16 protein-coding genes and 2 tRNA genes are annotated in these 18,239 nt (G+C 46.0%); 5 read left to right on the forward strand and 13 right to left on the reverse strand.

Annotated features, from left to right (window positions below):
• Positions 1-155 precede the first annotated feature (155 nt).
• The 6 genes from ACFQY8_RS01485 to coaD form a co-directional block, all read right to left on the reverse strand.
• Positions 156-1,346 (reverse strand): Fic family protein, encoded by a 1,191-nt coding sequence (locus ACFQY8_RS01485; RefSeq protein ID WP_377937915.1) that lies wholly within the window; start codon positions 1,344-1,346, stop codon positions 156-158.
• 165 nt (positions 1,347-1,511) lie between these two features.
• Complete coding sequence (rnc, locus tag ACFQY8_RS01490; protein WP_377937917.1) at positions 1,512-2,273, reverse strand: ribonuclease III; 762 nt, start codon at positions 2,271-2,273, stop codon at positions 1,512-1,514.
• Between the two features lie 154 nt (positions 2,274-2,427).
• Entirely contained in the window at positions 2,428-2,622 is a 195-nt protein-coding gene (gene rpmF / locus ACFQY8_RS01495) for a 50S ribosomal protein L32 (RefSeq protein WP_377937919.1), read from the reverse strand.
• Positions 2,623-2,842: 220 nt separating this feature from the next.
• Entirely contained in the window at positions 2,843-3,445 is a 603-nt protein-coding gene (locus tag ACFQY8_RS01500; RefSeq protein WP_377937921.1) for a YceD family protein, read from the reverse strand.
• Positions 3,446-3,531: 86 nt separating this feature from the next.
• Complete coding sequence (locus tag ACFQY8_RS01505; RefSeq protein WP_377937923.1) at positions 3,532-4,449, reverse strand: hypothetical protein; 918 nt, start codon at positions 4,447-4,449, stop codon at positions 3,532-3,534.
• Positions 4,449-4,952 carry a pantetheine-phosphate adenylyltransferase gene (coaD, locus tag ACFQY8_RS01510; RefSeq protein ID WP_377937925.1) on the reverse strand — a complete coding sequence of 168 codons (504 nt, stop codon included), beginning with the start codon at positions 4,950-4,952 and terminating at the stop codon, positions 4,449-4,451. The genes ACFQY8_RS01505 and coaD overlap by 1 nt, the downstream gene beginning before the upstream one ends.
• A 134-nt stretch (positions 4,953-5,086) precedes the next feature.
• Between coaD and ACFQY8_RS01515 the strand changes: the two genes are divergently transcribed.
• Positions 5,087-5,380, forward strand: a complete 294-nt coding sequence (locus ACFQY8_RS01515) for a DUF3039 domain-containing protein (protein WP_377937927.1) — start codon at positions 5,087-5,089, stop codon at positions 5,378-5,380.
• Between the two features lie 85 nt (positions 5,381-5,465).
• Here ACFQY8_RS01515 and ACFQY8_RS01520 read toward each other — a convergent pair whose 3' ends face one another.
• Both ACFQY8_RS01520 and ACFQY8_RS01525 read right to left on the reverse strand, forming a co-directional pair.
• Complete coding sequence (locus ACFQY8_RS01520; RefSeq protein WP_377937929.1) at positions 5,466-6,788, reverse strand: nicotinate phosphoribosyltransferase; 1,323 nt, start codon at positions 6,786-6,788, stop codon at positions 5,466-5,468.
• Between the two features lie 91 nt (positions 6,789-6,879).
• A complete protein-coding gene (locus ACFQY8_RS01525) occupies positions 6,880-7,551 on the reverse strand; it encodes a Pr6Pr family membrane protein (protein WP_377937930.1) in 672 nt (223 codons plus the stop codon).
• A gap of 77 nt (positions 7,552-7,628) precedes the next feature.
• On the opposite strand from ACFQY8_RS01525, the gene rph reads away from it, so the two are divergent.
• Entirely contained in the window at positions 7,629-8,390 is a 762-nt protein-coding gene (rph, locus tag ACFQY8_RS01530; protein WP_377937932.1) for a ribonuclease PH, read from the forward strand.
• 61 nt (positions 8,391-8,451) lie between these two features.
• Complete coding sequence (gene rdgB, locus ACFQY8_RS01535) at positions 8,452-9,114, forward strand: RdgB/HAM1 family non-canonical purine NTP pyrophosphatase (protein ID WP_377937934.1); 663 nt, start codon at positions 8,452-8,454, stop codon at positions 9,112-9,114.
• 22 nt (positions 9,115-9,136) lie between these two features.
• Here the strand turns inward: rdgB and ACFQY8_RS01540 are convergent, their stop codons facing one another.
• The 4 genes from ACFQY8_RS01540 to ACFQY8_RS01555 form a co-directional block, all read right to left on the reverse strand.
• Complete coding sequence (locus ACFQY8_RS01540; RefSeq protein WP_377937936.1) at positions 9,137-10,132, reverse strand: hypothetical protein; 996 nt, start codon at positions 10,130-10,132, stop codon at positions 9,137-9,139.
• Positions 10,107-11,699, reverse strand: a complete 1,593-nt coding sequence (locus ACFQY8_RS01545) for an ATP-binding cassette domain-containing protein (protein WP_377937938.1) — start codon at positions 11,697-11,699, stop codon at positions 10,107-10,109. Before ACFQY8_RS01545 ends, ACFQY8_RS01540 begins: the two co-directional genes overlap by 26 nt.
• A 485-nt stretch (positions 11,700-12,184) precedes the next feature.
• Positions 12,185-12,265, reverse strand: a tRNA-Leu gene (locus ACFQY8_RS01550).
• Positions 12,266-12,341: 76 nt separating this feature from the next.
• A tRNA-Thr gene (locus ACFQY8_RS01555) sits at positions 12,342-12,414 on the reverse strand.
• A 279-nt stretch (positions 12,415-12,693) separates the two neighbouring features.
• Between ACFQY8_RS01555 and ACFQY8_RS01560 the strand changes: the two genes are divergently transcribed.
• Positions 12,694-13,983 (forward strand): ATP-binding protein, encoded by a 1,290-nt coding sequence (locus ACFQY8_RS01560; protein ID WP_377937940.1) that lies wholly within the window; start codon positions 12,694-12,696, stop codon positions 13,981-13,983.
• Positions 13,984-14,149: 166 nt separating this feature from the next.
• Positions 14,150-15,844, forward strand: a complete 1,695-nt coding sequence (gene pgi / locus ACFQY8_RS01565; RefSeq protein WP_377937942.1) for a glucose-6-phosphate isomerase — start codon at positions 14,150-14,152, stop codon at positions 15,842-15,844.
• Positions 15,845-16,080: 236 nt separating this feature from the next.
• Here the strand turns inward: pgi and ACFQY8_RS01570 are convergent, their stop codons facing one another.
• Positions 16,081-18,123 (reverse strand): sulfatase-like hydrolase/transferase, encoded by a 2,043-nt coding sequence (locus ACFQY8_RS01570; RefSeq protein ID WP_377937944.1) that lies wholly within the window; start codon positions 18,121-18,123, stop codon positions 16,081-16,083.
• Positions 18,124-18,239: the final 116 nt, after the last annotated feature.

The raw sequence follows: 18,239 nt of genomic DNA on the forward strand, positions 1-18,239 counted from the left end.
GCTCATGCTTGTAGCTGATAACGCTTAATTTTAGCTTCTCAGCGTGATTTCTTAGCTAACTCTCATCATGCGGCTTGTGACCGTATGACATATCTTAATCCATAAGAAAGATTGCGGTGCGGTTTGTCCGTATATTCGTATTTTATGATTTACTATCAAGAATTATCTTGAATTTTTCCTGGCATGAATGAGTCCATAATATGCTTATTACTTGCCCATCGTCCCCTTGAAACTCTATAGATTAGGCCGAGTTCATCGAGTTTTCCAAGGTCGCGGGAGAGTTTTCTCTCCTCTCTGCCATAGCTACGAGCGATAGCGGGAGTAAGCTCTGCAATCTCATCTCTTGTTAGTCCTTCAGGGGTATCAAGAATTGCGAGGGCCACATCGCGACGTCGATCACGTGCTTCGCCTGCATGTTCGGAGCTGAGTATTTCATTAACGTAGCTTTCCCAAGCTAGATTTTTTTGTGACTCCTGAATTTCAAAAATTTGCTCACGAATTTTTTCTACGAAACCTTGCACACTGTATTCAATGAAACCATTCACGTTGCGGCGTGTGGATGACTCGCTCAGTTTCGCATAGTAGAGTGAACGCGTTTGATTGTAATAGTCCGATAGGATGTTTGCAGCAGTCCACGGCACGACTCCAGACTGCATAAGAATTGCTGTCTGAACGATGCGTGCTGTGCGTCCGTTGCCATCGCCAAACCCGTGAATCCAGACGATATAAAGGTGGGCGAGTATACTCGCGATGAGATAAAGGTAAAAACGCTGATCTTTTTTGTCGTCGGACAGTTGGTTTGCGGGATGGATATAATCTCGGTTTAGCCATTCACACATTCGGTCGTAGAGGAATTCGATATCTTCAGGTGGGGCTCCGCGATATGTGCCAACTACCATCTGTGAGGTACAGAATTCTCCAGGTATTGCATAGTCTGGTGTGTCTAAATTTGCTAGAATTTTTTTATTTTGCGATTTGATCCATTGTGTTGTTAAGTTAAAAGACTTGCCTCGAGCGTAGTTTACCTGAATATTGTTGAGTACTTCGAGCACATTATCTATCTCTACTTTTAAATATTGCTGACTCTGCGGTAATTTACGTATGCCGTTATTGAGTGCCTCAAAATCGTCGACTGTAAGCGTATTCCCCTCAATCGCTGCGCTTGCTACTGCTCCTTTATTCATATAAACAGCGGCTAATCGCTGCTGTTCGGATGGTTTGAGTGGAGTATTTGCGAGATGCTCACACTTAGAATATGCTTCGCCGAGTCGTGCCCATAGTGGAGAAAACTCAAGGGAATACTGGAAATCAATCCAAGGATTTTGTTCCTCGTAGTGTCGAGCCATAAGTGTTCTCCTTTATTTTTATCTAGAATGACCATATCATATGTCTATAAACTATGTCCATAGATATGACTAATCGCCATCGGCGAGAGAATACTTAAATCCCGCGGCATAGCAGATATGGAGCAGATAACCGCGGGAGTGACTAAGGATAATTATTGTATGAATCTATGAGGCTAGTTGATTCAAATACTTCCATGCAATTTCTGCTGCCGCCATTTGCGCTTTGCGTTTCGTGGAGCCTGTAGCGCTGGCAAGTGGCTGTGACGTATCAATTCCTAAGACCTTGGAACGCTTATTCGGCTCAAGCTCTGCGTGAGCAGTAAACACTGGCGCGTACTCTTCGCCGCCGACTTCCATACGATATTTTGGTTCGTTAATGCCAAGTTCGTGTGCCTTGATAACGACCGAGGTCTTCCAGTCAAGAGCAGGACCTTCATGCGCGACTCGATTTAATGTCTCGTCGATAAGTTTGTGTACTGTCACACGAGCTGCATCAATGCCGTGTTCAATGAAGACTGCGCCGATGAGTGATTCTACAATATCGCACAGAATCGAGTCTTTGTCTGCGCCACCATTATCTGACTCACCACGACCGAGCAGAATCATAGGTCCCACCTGCAAATAATCGCGTGCAATTGGGGCCAACGACTCTTCAGACACTGCTTTAGCGCGAATCTTCGCCATCTGACCTTCGCTAAAATTCGGATGCTGCGAGAAGAGCGTTTCGGTGACGACGAGTTCAAGGACAGCATCTCCGAGGAATTCCAAGCGTTCATAGCTTGGTGCTCCCTCGTGCTCATGCATGAATGAACGATGGGTCAACGCTTCGATGAGATGCTCTGTCGTTAGGGCATTCCCTAACTTGTGGTAGAGTGTGCGTGCTTGATCTGTTGGATTTGGCTCGTCAATTATTTTTTTAATACTCATAGTTGATATTGTACGGGAGAATAAAACAAGAAAGTCTTCGCCACCCGTCGATAGCGAAGACTTTTATAGCGCTTAAAACGCCAAGCAACCAAAAATGTAATTACTTTCAGTCAGCAGTTGCACACAAATTATGCGAAACTGACTGAAGGCTCAATTACTCAGCCAAGTTTGGCTTGATAGCAGAGCGGTATGTGCGACCACGGAATGCGCCGCAGTTAGGGCATGCTAAGTGTGGCAATGCTGGTGCACCACAGCTTGGGCAGCTTACGGTAGTCGTTGCTTGTGCCTTCCAGTTGGAACGGCGAGAGTGCGTGTTAGCGCGGGAGGTCTTATACTTTGGCAGTGCCATTTTGTTTCCTCTGTTCGAATCGAATATTTTTGCTTAAGCCCTGACGAGTTTAATATAACCTCTCGTCAATCGCAAATTGAGATAGTATAAGGAAGCTCTCAAAAGCGTGGAAAAGAAGTCGCAGTGACAAGAAAACGAGAAGATATAAGAAGATGTAACTGGGGTGCAATCGATGACGCTTCCTTACGTTTTTTACTTCTCTGTTTTTACTTCTCTGTTTTTACTTCTCTTCTGTCTCGAGTTTCTTTTTTAGTCCTTCGAGTGCTGCCCATTGGATGTTCACTACGTCATGCTTATGGTTAGGGTGTTCATTCAAATTTATGCCGCACTGAGAGCACAACCCCAAGCAGTCTTCGCGGTCGAGGGGTTGGAGTGGCAAAGCCTCGGCGAGTTGATCACGTAGCATTGATTCAAAATTTATATAAATAGAGCCTGGAGCGAGTGGATATGTATCGCTTGTTTCATCTTGAGAAGCGATGATATCGACCTCTTCACCCTCGCCAAAATGAGCCTTTGGCATGTCTTCTTCATAAGTAAAGAAGACTACGGGGTTTGTCGTTATCGTAGTATGGATTGGCTCAAGACATCGAGCGCATTCACTGTTAAATGGAACGTGTATCGTACCGGTAAACAGAATGCCGTCTGCGAGAGATTCCAATGTGCCGTCGATGGTAACGTCTGTACCCTCAGGAATGCCGACCAGTTCATCGCCAATTCCTGATGGTGCTGGCATGACATAATCTGTAATGTCCTGAGTTTTTCCAGCTTTCAGGGAAAGTTGTGAGATGGAGATACTCCACGGTGTTTCATGCTCGCGTACCATTGTGCTCCTGCTTGTATTAATCGTCAGTTTGGTTGTCGTGTTCAGTTGTATGAGGTGTGAGCTTTCTGATTTTCCTTAAGCTGCGCCTAGTTCTGAGGAAAATCTTCAGGAGTGAGGCGTGGAATATCCTGTTCCGCTAGGCGCTGACGTTCCTGAAGGACTTGCAAACCAGAGCTAATAGAGTGGCGTAGTTCGATGATTTTTTCATCCAGAGCCTTCATAGACTCAACTGTGTAGTCATTTGCACCCTTGGTGAGAGTGTTTGCCTTGTCTTGCGCATTATTCAAGATAGTACGAGCCTGCTCAGTTGCTAAGGACACTACATTTTCTTGACCGGCGAGGAATCGTGCTCGGTCATTTGCATCCTTAATGATGGTCGCTGCCTTTGCTTGCGCATTGTTCACGATAGCATCAGACTGACTTTGAGCATTTTCGAGACGGCGTTCAGCTTCTCGCATAAGAGTAGAAGCGCGCTCAAGCTGCACAGGAAGCACAGACTTCAACTCGTCGAGTAAATCGCGCAGTTCATCGTGATTTACTCGTACTTGTCCACGTCCGAAAAGGTATCGAGGTGCTTGTGCTACTAAAGTGTCAATCTGATCGATGATGTCATAAGCAGTTGTGAATTGGTCTTCAGTACTGCTCACAGGATTTTCAGCATCTTCGGCGTTAGGAATAAAGGCGTTGATAGCTGCTTGCGTTTGAGGAGAAACTGGACTTTCTTCAGATTCATCAGATTTAGACGTGTTGCGAGCTGTATCTTGAGATTCTGATGTGTTTTTCTGCTCAATGGAAGGCAGATTGGCCGCAGTCGTGTCAGCAGAAGCGCCATGAGTTTCAGCTGCTGCAGCTTGTGCATCTTCTACTCCAGGAATTGCTGCGGGTGCTACAGTGTGAGAAGAAGTTTCAGCAAGGTGAGTTACCTGAGCGTCTCCCGTGCTGTCATCGACATCCTCGGTATCGTCAAACTGTGCATCTGGATCATAGTTATAAGCGTCAGCCATTATTCCTCTCCTATTTTCCTCTCCTGAGTGACTGCACTAATTAAAGCATCATGGACGGAAGCGGGCACCATGCCCCGGATATCTCCGCCGTGGCGTGCGACGTCTTTCACGATGGAACTTGAAATGTGTTCACGTATAGGATCTGCTGGGATAAACATGGTTTCTACGCCAGAGAGTTTACGGTTGACGAGTGCCATGCCAAGCTCTGCTTCGTAGTCCCCATTTTGACGCAGACCCTTAACGATAAGCGTTGCGCCTACTTGTGTGCAGTACTCTGTGATGAGTCCTTCAGTGCTGGAGACGACGACGTTATGCACCCCATCGGCTTCAAGAGCCTTGCGAATCATTTCCTTGCGCTCTTCCTCGGCAAACATCGGCTGCTTTGCCGCATTTATAGCCACGACCACATGCACCTGTGCAAAGAGCTTGGCACAGCGCTCGATTACATCTAAATGACCCGCTGTAACGGGGTCAAAAGAGCCAGGGCATACTGCGATTGTCATGCTTTAAGAGTAACGCAAAGACTAGAAACATAGGAATTTGGGTAAATCGTAGTTGTGCTGGTTATACTGCACGATTGCTAGTATCCTCTTTCTATCTTCCTCGACTTCTGGTCGTGATTCGTTATGATAGAGACATGACTTTTACAGACGGTTTTGACAATCCGCTCACTCCAGATAGCGGTAGCGGTGCAGGTACATCCACGCTCGAACGCACTGAAACAGCAACGCAAGAAGATACGAAGCTGAGCGATAATTCAGACTCTGAACGCTATGCACATTACGTGTCACGCGAGAAGATGGAACAGTCCCGCCTGACTGGGAAACCGGTTGTGGCGCTTTGCGGAAAGGTATGGATACCAACTCGCAATCCTGACGGTTACCCTGTGTGCCCCGAGTGCAAGAAGATTTACGCACAGATGATGGGATAGGCGGAAGATAAATCTCTAAAGAGTGCAGGAGGAGACTTCTATCAGCCTCCTCCATAGTTCCATAGTTTTGTAGCGCTATCAAGTACTACACCAGCGTGATAACTTCAGTAGGAATCGCTGGCTCGCCGTCCAAGAGGGACAAGGCATTCACAGGAAGTTCATTCAATGTGCGCTTGTGGTAATCACGAGCTGCAAAGAGTGCCTCACGAGTGGTGAGAGATTCATCTATGGAGCCGTGGTCTATCGCTACAATGCTCAGGTCTTTGGTATCTCCGTACGTGTCCTCATCCCATGAGTTCACTACATCTTCAGGTCCGGCGAGGACGAGTTCGCCTTGTGCAAGACCATACTCGTAGGCTCGAAGAGCGCGTTTGCGCCACCCATCAGTACTCTTGCCAAAACTTTTCTTCGCGACTGGGTGCATGAGACCATCGCTACCTTCGCGTTCGACGAGTTTATATACCATTGAAGTCGTTGGGTGACCTGAACCCGTTACGAGACGCGTGCCCACCCCATAAGAGTCGACTGGTGCAGTGGCGAGCGCGGCTATAGCGTATTCGTCAAGGTCATTAGTTACGGTGATTTTCGTTTCAGTCGCTCCGAGTGCATCAAGCTGATGGCGTGCCTTCTGAGCCATGGATGCTAAATCTCCAGAATCAATACGGATACCGCCGAGCTGTGGACCAGCTACCTCGACTGCGGTGCGAATTGCATCCTCTACGCTATACGTATCAGTAAGTACGGTCGTATTTTTGCCGAGGGCAGTGATTTGGGACTCGAACGCATCGCGCTCGCTATCGTGCACCAGAGTAAAAGCATGAGCAGCAGTTCCAATAGCAGGGATGCCATAGCGCAGGGAAGCTGCGAGATTTGCTGTAGAGACGAACCCGCCTACCACTGCGCTGCGGCTCGCGGCTATAGCGGCATCTTCGTGTGCTCTTCGCCCTCCCATATCTGCGCATGGGCGCCCATTTGCTGCAGATGTAATGCGAGAAGCTGCTGAGGCGATGGCGCAGTCATAGTTGAGCACGCTTAAAATTATTGTTTCAAGAACTGTGCACTCGGCAAAAGTTCCCTCTACCTGGAGTACAGGAGAGTTTGCGAAGAACATTTCCCCTTCACGATATGCGTGAATGGTTCCCGTGAACGTGTAATTTTCAAGCCACTGGATGGTCTCTTCGGAGACAATCTTATTATCACGAAGGAATTGGAGCTCATCATCTGAAGGACGAAAATCTTTAATATAATTGAGGATACGTCCTAGCCCCGCCACGACACCATAGCGACGACCTTGCGGTAGGTGACGAGTGAAGACCTCAAATATACACTGACGATGAGCGGTTCCGTCACGCAAAGCGGCGTCCACCATAGTGTATTCATACATGTCGGTAAGCAGTGCTGCGGTCATATTTAGCTCCTCTAGTCCCTCTTCATGACGATTGCTCCACTGTACGTATGCGACTTAGGTACGTATCAAACTCTCCGATTTCTCGATTACGTTAACGAATTTTCGCAAAGCGGGAAGCGTTCTGTGCGGTACCTGTCAGCGCTGTGCGCTTTGGCAGAGCTTTATCGATTACTACTATGATAAGCGCAAGTACGAAGAAAATAGCGAGATATACCGCGCAATTGGTCACGACACCCATGGTGCCGAGCTTATCAAGGTTGATGAAGCCGTATGGATACGGGCTATTGCCATCTCCTGGACCGATCCCGTGGAAGATGAGCGCACGGATATAGATAAAGGCAATATATGCAGGAAAGTATATGAGCCATGTCAGTGCATCGAGCCACTTGAAACGTCTATGTTCGTCGAAGAAGATGAAGTCGATGGTTGCCATAATTGGGGTAATAATGTGCACCATAGTGCTTACCGGAATGCCAAAGATGTATAGTTGTTGGCTCAAATCAGCAGGAGGAAGTACAAGCCATGCTACAAGCCCGGTGATGATGATGTTGAGCGTTACCATGCCTTTAAGCCAAGCAGGAGGCTGAATCCCCTTAAGCAACGAAGCAAAACCACCCCAGATGAAGAGAATACCGAGGAGGATGTTTGTCTGGTGAGTGAAAAATACGAGGTTCACTGGCTCGCCAAGAAGCCACGATTTAGATGTCCCAGCTAGAGCAAAAAATGCAGTTACAAAACGAAAAAGCGCTACGAGATAAGTCATAAGCTACGAGTTTATAGGACAGTTAAAGGAGAAAACAAGTAGAAGATAAAGATAGCCCACAGAGTAGGATGACCTGTATGGTTCAGATTAAAGATTTGCTTCAAGATGGTCAAGTATTGCGCGCTGACGGGCGTGGAGTAGATGAACTACGTCCGGTCACGATTGAACGAAACTGGACAGATGCGCCTGAAGGCTCGGTGCTTATCCAGTGTGGGGATACTCGAGTACTGTGCACGGCGACGTTTACTGAAGGTGTGCCTCGCTGGCGCCGTGATAGTGGTCTTGGCTGGGTGACGGCTGAGTATGCTATGCTTCCTCGCGCTACAGCTCAACGTACCGATCGCGAGTCTACACGTGGCAAAGTCGGTGGCCGCACGCATGAAATTAGCCGCTTGATAGGTCGTGTACTTCGCGGAGTTGTAGATATGAAAGCCCTCGGAGAGAATCAAATTCAAATTGATTGTGACGTGCTCCAAGCAGACGGAGGTACACGCACCACGTCGATTACTGGCGCATATGTAGCTCTTGTAGATGCTGTCGAATGGGCGAAGAAAAAGCATCTCATTGGAGAAAACAAAAAGGTCATTAAAGATCAGGTTTCTGCTGTATCTGTAGGTGTCATTGACGGGACACCAATGCTTGATTTGCCGTACATAGAAGATTCTCGTGCGCAGACAGACATGAATGTAGCAATGACTGGATCTGGAGATTTCATTGAGATTCAAGGTACCGCTGAGGGAGCACCATATAGCCGTGAGACGTTGAATACGTTACTCGATTTAGCGGCGAAGGGAAATAAGGAACTGCAGGCAGCCCAAAAGGCGGCGCTTGAACAGTAGTTCATTCTGCCAGACACGTGAGAAACTGTACATTACAGTCAGTTATGCAGGGGAAGAGTATATGGTAAAACACGCTCAGCGCATTGTGGTCGCTACGCATAATGCGGGAAAAGTCAAGGAAATAGCCCGCATTATTTCTGATGAGATGAAGAAGATAGATGCGCACACTGAATTTGAATTTGTCACGTCCAGTCAGATGAACCTTCCAGACCCAGTGGAAGATGGAACAACTTTCGCTGAGAATGCTTTGCTCAAGGCGCGTGATGCCTCTGCACGTACGGGGCTTCCTGCAATGGCGGATGATTCAGGACTTATCGTAGATGTGATGGGAGCAGCACCAGGAATTTTGTCTGCTCGATGGGCTGGTAAGCATGGAGACGATGCGGCAAATAATGCGTTGCTTGTGGCTCAGATGAGCGATATTCCTGATGCGGTGCGAACGGCTCGCTTTCGTTGTGCTGCTGCGCTTGTGATTCCGTCTGAACTTACGGATGTGAATGATGGTAAACCGCTGGAAATTGTGGAAGTAGGAGAGATGACTGGTCGACTCCTTCGTGAGCCGCGCGGTGAGAATGGTTTCGGCTATGACCCGCTTTTTGTGCCTGACGAGCAAGATGGCGATCTTACTTCTGCTGAGATGAGCGCTGACCAGAAGAACGCGATATCTCACCGTGGGAAAGCGTTGAGGGCACTTGCCAAGCATTTCGAGGTTTTGAAAAACTAGTGTTAGAGGTATACGGTGAGCGTCAATCGTCTAAGAACAGTTCCTTTTCTACGCCTGTAAGAATGGCTTTGAGTAGTTTTTTATTCAGCATGGGTTTTTTGCTTTGAGATTCCACAATGAGTATGCGGTTCTCGAGTAAATACTTCAGCTGATACGTTACGGCGGCTGACGAGATACCAAATTTTTGAGCGATAATCTTGTTTGATACTATTCCTTCGTTGATAAGTTTCAATGTGTCAAAACGTGTAGGATCTGCGAGTGCTTTGAGAATTTTCTCTCTAAATTCCTGCCCATAGCTATTCACATCGTGCATAAGTTTGGAATAGTCAAACGTATATATGCCCGTTCCTATGCTCTTTTCTTCTTTATTTTGAATGAAAATGACTCTATGAATCGATGCGAGAAGTAGGTACTGTTCCGTTGATGAATTGAAATCATCGTGTGAAATATAGTCTTTGAAAACGGTGGAGAAAAGGTCTTCTGACTTGTCGTGAATTCGTTGTGTCTCTTGGGCAATTTTTCGGCTGAACTCGTGCTCAAGTGAAGAGATAAGCCGGGTATATTCTTCCCATAGTTTTGTTAAGTTTTCGATTAAGGCTATTTTTAAGTTGTCGAAGTTATAATACAACTCTGTTATTCTCCAACGGTTTACCTCGGACAGATGGGCGTTGACAAGATTGCGTACGTGGAATTGGCGGGAAGGACTGTCTAATGCGTACGCGTTGATAAGGGAGAAGACTTCATCTCTGCTTAAAGACTGCAATCTTTGTACCAAATCACCGTATGACGATACCTTCCTGTCAATGAGTATATAATGCAGAACATTATATTCATCCGTTACCCAGTTGAGAGTACAGTCTTTCTTACTCTGAAGAAATTCTTGATAGTGCAGAATGTGCTCCAAATATCGAGAGTCAACTACCTTGAGCAAGTCACGATATTCTTTGTACTCTGATACGCCTTTTACCGCATAGTCTAGCGATAGGGCAAAATCAATAAGTGACGATGTTGCTTTCACGGGTACTCCTCAGCTCAATAACATTATCTAGCTGGTGCCTTAATGCATTATTCATATGATGAGTAATCATAATAACCGTACCACGAGTGTGCAGAGCAAGGTTTTCGATTTTTGCTGCTGTCTGTTTATCGAGATTAGCCGTTGCCTCGTCTAAGATAAGGATTTTTTTGCCACGTGCGAGTGCTCGAGCAAATGCAATTCTTTGACGTTGTCCACCAGAGAGATTCTTTCCGTTGTCTTGAATTATTTGGTCTGGAGAAATGTTTGCCAATCCGACTTGCTCGAGAAGATTATGCACTTGTGTATCGCTCAATTTATTGAGTGGATCAATATTGTTCTTTACTGTATCGTTGAAGAGAAAAGTTTCTTGATTGACGTAGCTTACGGCATTAAAAAGATTCTGTACTGGTAATTTTTCTTGTGAGCCCACGAAAACTTTGCCGTTATAATTTTCAATTTCTCCGAGAAGTATTTTGAGAAGCGTTGATTTTCCGCTACCGCTCTCGCCAACAATTGCATACTTTTTGCCGAACTCAAAAGTTGTATTCGGAAGAGTAAGAGGCTTGTCATAGTTAACGATAATATCTTGGGTTTTAAGTGTGTAAGAAGGTGCAGTAGCTAAATCATTGAGTTGGCTACCAGGTAGATCTTCTAAGTTTGGATTATCTGAAGCAAAAGAGAGTTTCTCAGCAAATAATGCTTGCCCTGACTTGTAGAATTCGTGTTCTGAAAGTAGCTGAGTAACTGAAGCGCCAAAGTTTGGGATAAGAGAAACGACTGCAAGGAGTGCCCCAGCTTGTGCTTGTTCGATAATGACGAGATATGCCATGATTGCTACTGAAATTACACTAATCAAACCGTTCGCTACGGTTAAGCATGCGCTCATGAAGGCGGTGAATGTCTGTGTGCGCAGTTGATAATCTGCGTATTTTTTAGTTGCTTTATAGCTTTTCGCAAAGAAGACAGAGAAGATGTTTTGCTCGAAGAATGTCGTAAAGCCTTGAAGTAGCTCTCGTGCTTTACTGGTATATAGCGCTTTTTCGTCTTGCAGTCCTGAAATATATGTTCCCAGTTGAGTTTGGAATAGCTTTGGTAATCCAGCCATGACGAGAAAGGTGATGACAGCTATGATTCCCATAGAGTAGTGGATGTTGATAAGAGCAATAAATGCGGCAATTGCGGTCGCGGCTATGTGAACTTGCGATATGAATTTGTCAAGGGTCAGCTCAATGACCTTTGGAACGTCATTAATATAGAGCGAGAGGCGCTCTCCGCGGTCTTTTTCATGAAATTTTTGGAAGCTCATCTGTGCAAAAAATTCATCAATATTTTGATTGAGCACCTGCGTCATGTGTGATGAAGCTTGCGCGCTCAGTCGTAGTTGAAAGAATAGGAATATAGATTGGCATATGTAGATTCCAGCAACGAGAGCTAAATTTCTGATGAGTTTTTTGATGTCGCTGACGACAAGAAAGGATAGTGAATATGCTGTCAAGACATCGAAAATTGAGGCAAGAGTAGTCAAGAATGTGGCTGACTTGACATATTTATATTTCAAAATTTTCATTGTAATCCTTAATAGAATGCTGCTAGATACAATTTTTCTAGTCATTCTGATTTGATCTAACAGCACTCGTCCTTAACCGCAAAAAGAATAAAATAAAGGGTTTATTCCTATCACGAGTTCGTTTTACTTCTTTACACCAATGATGATGACGATTGCTTGCGTCGACATGCTCACCACCTCCTGTTTTTCGATAGAGATAGTCGCTTAAAAGAACTAGGCTAAAATATCGCGATACTTTATTAAGTGACCACTTACATATTAAATACATTCTTACGTTTTGTCAAAATTGATTTACTCTTCGCAGCTTAGAGCGTTCTTCAAGGAGCAACTAGTGTGAGTTAGATAAAGCAGAGTTTGGTAGGGCAGAGTGTTGGGATGGATATCATTAAGAGGTGGAGTAAAAACAAAACGAGGGTTGCAACGCATACTCAGGCGGAAAATTGAAGAAAACAGGACTTGAACGAATCGACAAGCATAGTGCAGAGTGCGCGAGAAGGGACTTGAACCCTCACTCCAGTGGAACAGGAACCTAAATCCTGCGCGTCTACCAATTCCGCCACTCGCGCGAGTTGAACTGCTTTCACATCTCATACAGTGCTTTTCACAGAGCACAAGATGCACAAGCAAGTGCAAGAAGTAAAGAGCCGCTTGCCGGAATCGGACCGGCGACCTTCTCATTACGAGTGAGACGCTCTACCAACTGAGCTAAAGCGGCGTGTGCGGAAGTAAAACGACCGTACAGAGATAAAAGTGTAGCATATGGAGCGGAGTTGGCAACTCGCGAAGCTGTCGAAGTTTTTTATGAGCATGCCTGTTGTGTCGCTATTGTGCATGCAGATACGGAAAACGAAGAGCAAAGAGGAAGCGTAACATAATTACGTCCTTAAAAATGTAATTTGTTACATAAATAAGGACATAAAAATGTATTAGAATACATTTTTAAGGATGAAGATATGAGATTATACGTGATATAGCGAAAGGGGACTCAAAGAAAATGAAGCGGTTTCTCCTTGAAGAGTTAAAACGTTGGAAAAGTAAGCGTAATCGCAAACCACTCATTCTCAACGGAGCTAGACAGGTTGGAAAGACATGGCTCTTGCGCGAATTTGGGCGAACATGTTTTGATAGTGTGGCGTATATTAGCTTGGATAACAATGTGGCAGCACGTACTTTATTTGATGATGATTTTGATGTTCAGCGTATCATTACTGGTCTAAGCCTTTTGGCAGATGTAAAGATTGAGCCAGGGAAGACGTTAATTATCCTTGATGAGATTCAATCCGCTCCTCACGCACTTACCGCGCTCAAATACTTTTGCGAGAACGCTCCGGAATACGTGGTTGCTGCAGCAGGCTCGCTTCTGGGACTTACTGTACATGAGGGAAGCGGATATCCTGTCGGCAAAGTGGATACGCTTGAACTCTATCCACTTAATTTTGTAGAATTTCTTGAAGCTGCTGGGCAAGAACGACTCGCAAATGTTGTACTTTCTGATGATGAAGTACTTATCAATGCGGTGTCAGATCGTCTTATTAGTCAACTCAAGACCTATTACATCATTGGCGGCATGCCAGCAGTTGTTAGTAATTTTATCCAGACATTTGATTTTGACTCTTCACGGGAAATTCAAAGTCAGATTCTCCTCGACTATGAACGCGATTTTGCTAAGCATATCCCGTCAGCGTATATTCAGCGTACTTTAGAAGTGTGGCATTCCATCCCCGCGCACTTGTCTCAAGAAAATAAACGGTTTGTGTTTGGTCATATCCGTTCAGGAGCGCGAGCATCGCAGTATGATGAGGCACTTCTTTGGCTTGAAAATGCGGGATTGATTTATAGGGTAAAACGCATAAGTAAGCCTGCACTACCTCTGGGGGCATATGCGGAGGCAAATTTTTATAAAGTCTTTCTCCTTGATGTAGGGTTGCTGTGCGCCATGAGTCAGCTTGATCCTTCGACGATACTCGAAGGAAGCACGATTTATACAGAGTTCAGGGGAGCATTTACTGAACAGTATGTATGTCAGCAACTCATTTCGCAGTGTGGCTTGACACCATATTATTGGTCGGCAGATAATTCACGGGGTGAGATTGATTTTATAGTTCAGAGAGGGAACGCAATCTATCCTATTGAGGTAAAGGCAGAAGAGAATCTGCGAGCAAAGAGTTTGCGAGCGTTCTCACAACGATATCCACAAGTGGAGCCCATACGTACGAGCCTCTCACCGTTTAGGCGTGAAGACTGGATGAGGAATGTTCCACTTTATGCATTGCATGCAGTGTAAACATGGACTGACGTTATATATAGTATGGTGATAAAGGCGTGGGGGTATAGGCTTATCGTGATAGCGAGGAGCGAAAATTGATTATATCCTCACTGTCCCTTTCGCCTACTATCGTTGTGTCTCAGTACGACACAGACGTACGTCTTATGGTATGAAAGGACTGGCAATGGCCATCAATCCACCTATTGATGCAACTCAGACCCCGGCGTGGGCTGCATTGCAGAATCACTTTAATCAGTTGCAGTCTGAAGGTATCAGCCTTCGTGATTGGTTCGCAGCAGATCCAAATCGTACTGCAAGCCTGAGCTTCGAAGCTGGCGACTTGCACTTCGATTTGTCTAAGAATCTCATCAAGCCAGAGACTTTGCAGCTTTTTGCAAACTTAGCTAAGGATATCAAGCTCGATGAGCGTATCCAGCAGCAGTACACCGGTGTGCATATCAACAACACCGAGGATCGTGCTGTTCTTCACACTGCTTTGCGCCGTCCAGCATCTGACGAGGGCAAGTTCATCGTAGATGGGCAGGACACCGTAAAGGACGTTCGCGAAGTCCTCGACCGTATCTATGCGTTTGCAAACAAGGTACGTTCTGGTGAGTGGAAGGGCGTTTCCGGCAAGGAAATCAAAACTGTAGTCAACATCGGTATCGGTGGTTCTGACTTGGGTCCGGTCATGGTGTATGAAGCTCTTAAGGCATACAACGACAAGGGCATTCAGGCTCGCTATGTGTCAAATATCGACCCTAATGACATGGCAGAGAAGCTCAAGGGCATCGACCCAGAGACCACTCTCTTCATCGTCGTTTCCAAGACTTTCACTACTCTCGAAACTTTGACCAATGCACGCTCTGCTCGTACGTGGCTCCTTGAAAATCTCAAGGCTCAGGGTGCTATCGACGGTTCTGATGAGAAGAATGCAGAAGCTGTAGCAAAGCACTTCATTGCAGTTTCTACCGCTCTCGACAAGGTTGCTGAGTTCGGTATTGACACTGAAAATGCATTCGGCTTCTGGAACTGGGTTGGCGGTCGTTATTCCGTAGATTCAGCTGTAGGTACTTCTATCGCTATCGTTTATGGTCCAGAGCGTTTCGAGGACTTCCTGCGCGGTTTCCATGCGATCGATGAGTACTTCGCAACTACTCCATTTGAGAAGAACGTAGTCGCTCTCATGGGCTTGATGAATGTATGGTATGTGAACTTCTTCGGTGCACACTCCCACGCTGTTCTTCCTTACAACCAGTATCTCCATCGTTTCCCTGCATACTTGCAGCAGCTCACAATGGAGTCCAACGGTAAGTCTGTGCGCTGGGATGGTACTCCTGTCACCACTCAGACCGGCGAAATCTTCTGGGGTGAGCCAGGTACCAACGGTCAGCACGCTTTCTACCAGCTCATTCACCAGGGCACTCGTTTGATTCCTGCTGACTTCATTGCATTTGCAAACACTTCAAATGCGACAAAGGATGGCGAGCAGGACGTGCATGAGCTCTTCCTTGCAAACTTCCTTGCACAGACTAAGGCTCTTGCATTCGGTAAGACTGCTGATGAGGTACGCGCAGAGGGTACAGATGAAGCTATCGTTCCAGCTCGCGTATTCACTGGTAACCGTCCAACCACTTCCATCTTCGGTGACACTTTGTCTCCATTCGCAGTGGGCGAGCTCATTGCTCTCTACGAGCACATCACTCTCGTTGAAGGTACCGTGTGGGGTCTTGATTCCTATGACCAATGGGGTGTGGAATTGGGTAAGGTTCTCGCAAAGCAGATTGCTCCAGCTATCTCTCAGAATGATGCAGCACTTGCTGAGCAGGATCAGTCTACTCAGGCTCTCATCAACTTCTATCGCGCACACCGTCACTAGAAATTTTCGTGTACTAGTGCGTTAGGAGCTTACAGAGAACGACGCTTTCTCTGTAAGCTCTCTATATTCTCTATATGAAGTTCCGTGTGAGTTTCAGCATAAACGACTAAAGGGCTTGGTCTCTTCTTATGGGAAGAAAACCAAGCCCTTTAGCGTACTCCTCTTCTTATTCTTCTCCGCACTTTCTGCTGGGAAAGTGCACCTGCGAGGTCTGTTCTATTCGTCTCTATTCGTCTCTATTCGTCAGATTGAGATGGCTTCGTATTCTGCGCGCCTGGAACACTCATAAAGGAAGTTGACTTGAGATAGTGTTTGCCGGCAGTGATGTCGTACTGAATGAGCTTATAGTCCGCAAGAAGTTGGCGTGTTTTGGCATCCATGTTTCGTGGGTTAATAGCTTTGCCCTTGCCGTCTAGGTACAAGTCTGAGCCAAGAGGCAGTCTTTTCCACTCTTGAATTTTGTTTGCTACGGGCGGTTCCATCGCAGCGACGTGTGCGTGCAATTCCGTAAGGAACGCTTGGAATGGGCTGACCTTGGCATTCAGATGTTCAGCGACCTGTGCTTGGAAAAAGTTAGGCGAAGAGTATGCGGCATTTGTCGCCTTGCGAGCAGCCTCAGCGTTATTAATACGTGATGCTTTATTTGACCAGATAAAATAGTCTGTCTCATGGAGTGCCACACTATTTTTTGGATTTTTCGTAGCAGTCTCGTACGCTGCGGGCAAATGATCTCCGTAAAAGACGAGCGTGATAGGTCTGTTAATGGCGTCAAGCTCATCGAGGAACTTTTGCGTTGCCTTATCAGTGTACTCAAGCCCTTTAGCATATGTCTGAATTTTTTGTGTTTCAGAAGTTGTAAGTGGCTTTTGAGTGGTGCTTGACGCTTTGACCTCATTATTGTTGTACCAATTTTTGTATGGCATGTGGTTTTGCATAGTAGACATTTGGATGAACCTTGGGACACGAGGTTCTTCGTTCTTCAGTGAGTTGATGACGGCTGTATACAGCGACTCGTCAGAGATATAAATCCCTCGATCGATTTTCTTCTGTGGGTCGAGCACGAGCGGTCCGTCTTTTGCAGTGAACGAATTGAAACCGAACTTTTCGTAGTCAGCGTTACGAGAATACACTTTCGAATTATGCGAGTGGAATCCGGAAGTATTCTGCTGGAGCCAGGAATTTGCTACGATAGGCGCCCATGAGGCTTGAGGTACGATTTGCTCCATAGGAGATGTGAGGGCAGGGGAGAAGTTGGCCATACTCAAACCGCTGAGAGTCATATACTCCTGATTTGCCGTGCCGCCGCCGAAGCCGGCAGAGAGCATGAGTCCGGAGGTAGTGTTCTTTTTAATGGCGTTAATACGCGGTATGACGTCTTTATTCAGTTTGACTCCCGGCACGCGAGCGGGATTTGAAAATGACTCGGAGAGGAGGAAGATAACGGTCGAATTTGTCAGTGTTCCTGTGCGAGTAGCGTTGATTGATTGAGCACTATTGGCATAGTGCTGCGCGAGTGCGAGCATGGATTTTTGAGAGTAGTCATGCGGCTTGTGCATGACCTTAGGATTGATGAGGCGCGCAAAGCCGATGGCGGTACCGTTCGCTTTTGCATCAGTTTGTGAATCCCAAAGCTTAGGAGAATCGGAGAAGAAATCTGCTGTACGGTTTGCCCAAGAGTCGATAGTAGCCATCTGGATAACGAAGGTAGTGACAAGTGTGATGCATACTGCACTAAGCAACAAACGAGCAACAGTGCGGTGCGACGCTGCAGAAAGATTGATGAAGCGTTTACGTGTGTCAAGAATTCCTAAAAGGAGTACAAGGAGAAGAGGAGACAGTGAGCACGCAAGAGTGATAAGGAAGAAGTCAGTAAAATCAAAAGCGATAGCTTCCATAAAATTATAGATGTTGTTCATCAAATTCCACTTAAAATCTGCTGGGAGCACGATGTTTTCAAAGACGTTGAGTTTCAAAAATTCAGCAGAGGTGAACAGACCGATGAAAGTCATATAAAGAGCCGTCCCTATCCAGAAACGGTTTGTTAGCAAAATGAGGCTGATATATACGAGCCCGAGAAGTAAGAAATTAGTGACAAATTGGAACTGTCCAGTGAAAACTTTCGTGATAAACGATATCGCGACGGATACAGATGGATTAAGCTGCACAGAAAGTTGAAGTAGGATGATGGCGACGGTGTTGAAGATAACGAACCATAAACCGTATGCTACATTGCTGAAATTATGGCGAAGTGTAAGCTTTCGTGGCATATTTTCTTGCATATTCTTTACCTCCGCGTCAATCATATCGGAGAACGGATTTTTCTACACGCTATGAAGCGCAATTCGGGGGAATTATCAGGGTAAACACTGAGAAGTAGTTTTTCGTCTATGAACTC

Origin of the sequence: Alloscardovia venturai (assembly GCF_042676605.1) — a bacterium.
Lineage (GTDB): Bacteria > Actinomycetota > Actinomycetes > Actinomycetales > Bifidobacteriaceae > Alloscardovia > Alloscardovia venturai.

What these genes read in the sequence shown, in the direction of transcription:
- rnc (WP_377937917.1), bottom strand. Translation starts at nt 2,273, where the DNA reads ATGAGTATTAAAAAAATAATTGACGAGCCAAATCCAACAGATCAAGCA.
- rpmF (WP_377937919.1), bottom strand. Translation starts at nt 2,622, where the DNA reads ATGGCACTGCCAAAGTATAAGACCTCCCGCGCTAACACGCACTCTCGC.
- ACFQY8_RS01570 (WP_377937944.1), bottom strand. Translation starts at nt 18,123, where the DNA reads ATGCAAGAAAATATGCCACGAAAGCTTACACTTCGCCATAATTTCAGC.
- ACFQY8_RS01520 (WP_377937929.1), bottom strand. Translation starts at nt 6,788, where the DNA reads ATGACCGCAGCACTGCTTACCGACATGTATGAATACACTATGGTGGAC.
- ACFQY8_RS01545 (WP_377937938.1), bottom strand. Translation starts at nt 11,699, where the DNA reads ATGAAAATTTTGAAATATAAATATGTCAAGTCAGCCACATTCTTGACT.
- ACFQY8_RS01505 (WP_377937923.1), bottom strand. Translation starts at nt 4,449, where the DNA reads ATGGCTGACGCTTATAACTATGATCCAGATGCACAGTTTGACGATACC.
- ACFQY8_RS01525 (WP_377937930.1), bottom strand. Translation starts at nt 7,551, where the DNA reads ATGACTTATCTCGTAGCGCTTTTTCGTTTTGTAACTGCATTTTTTGCT.
- coaD (WP_377937925.1), bottom strand. Translation starts at nt 4,952, where the DNA reads ATGACAATCGCAGTATGCCCTGGCTCTTTTGACCCCGTTACAGCGGGT.
- ACFQY8_RS01515 (WP_377937927.1), top strand. Translation starts at nt 5,087, where the DNA reads ATGACTTTTACAGACGGTTTTGACAATCCGCTCACTCCAGATAGCGGT.
- ACFQY8_RS01560 (WP_377937940.1), top strand. Translation starts at nt 12,694, where the DNA reads ATGAAGCGGTTTCTCCTTGAAGAGTTAAAACGTTGGAAAAGTAAGCGT.
- pgi (WP_377937942.1), top strand. Translation starts at nt 14,150, where the DNA reads ATGGCCATCAATCCACCTATTGATGCAACTCAGACCCCGGCGTGGGCT.
- ACFQY8_RS01485 (WP_377937915.1), bottom strand. Translation starts at nt 1,346, where the DNA reads ATGGCTCGACACTACGAGGAACAAAATCCTTGGATTGATTTCCAGTAT.
- rdgB (WP_377937934.1), top strand. Translation starts at nt 8,452, where the DNA reads ATGGTAAAACACGCTCAGCGCATTGTGGTCGCTACGCATAATGCGGGA.
- ACFQY8_RS01500 (WP_377937921.1), bottom strand. Translation starts at nt 3,445, where the DNA reads ATGGTACGCGAGCATGAAACACCGTGGAGTATCTCCATCTCACAACTT.
- rph (WP_377937932.1), top strand. Translation starts at nt 7,629, where the DNA reads ATGGTTCAGATTAAAGATTTGCTTCAAGATGGTCAAGTATTGCGCGCT.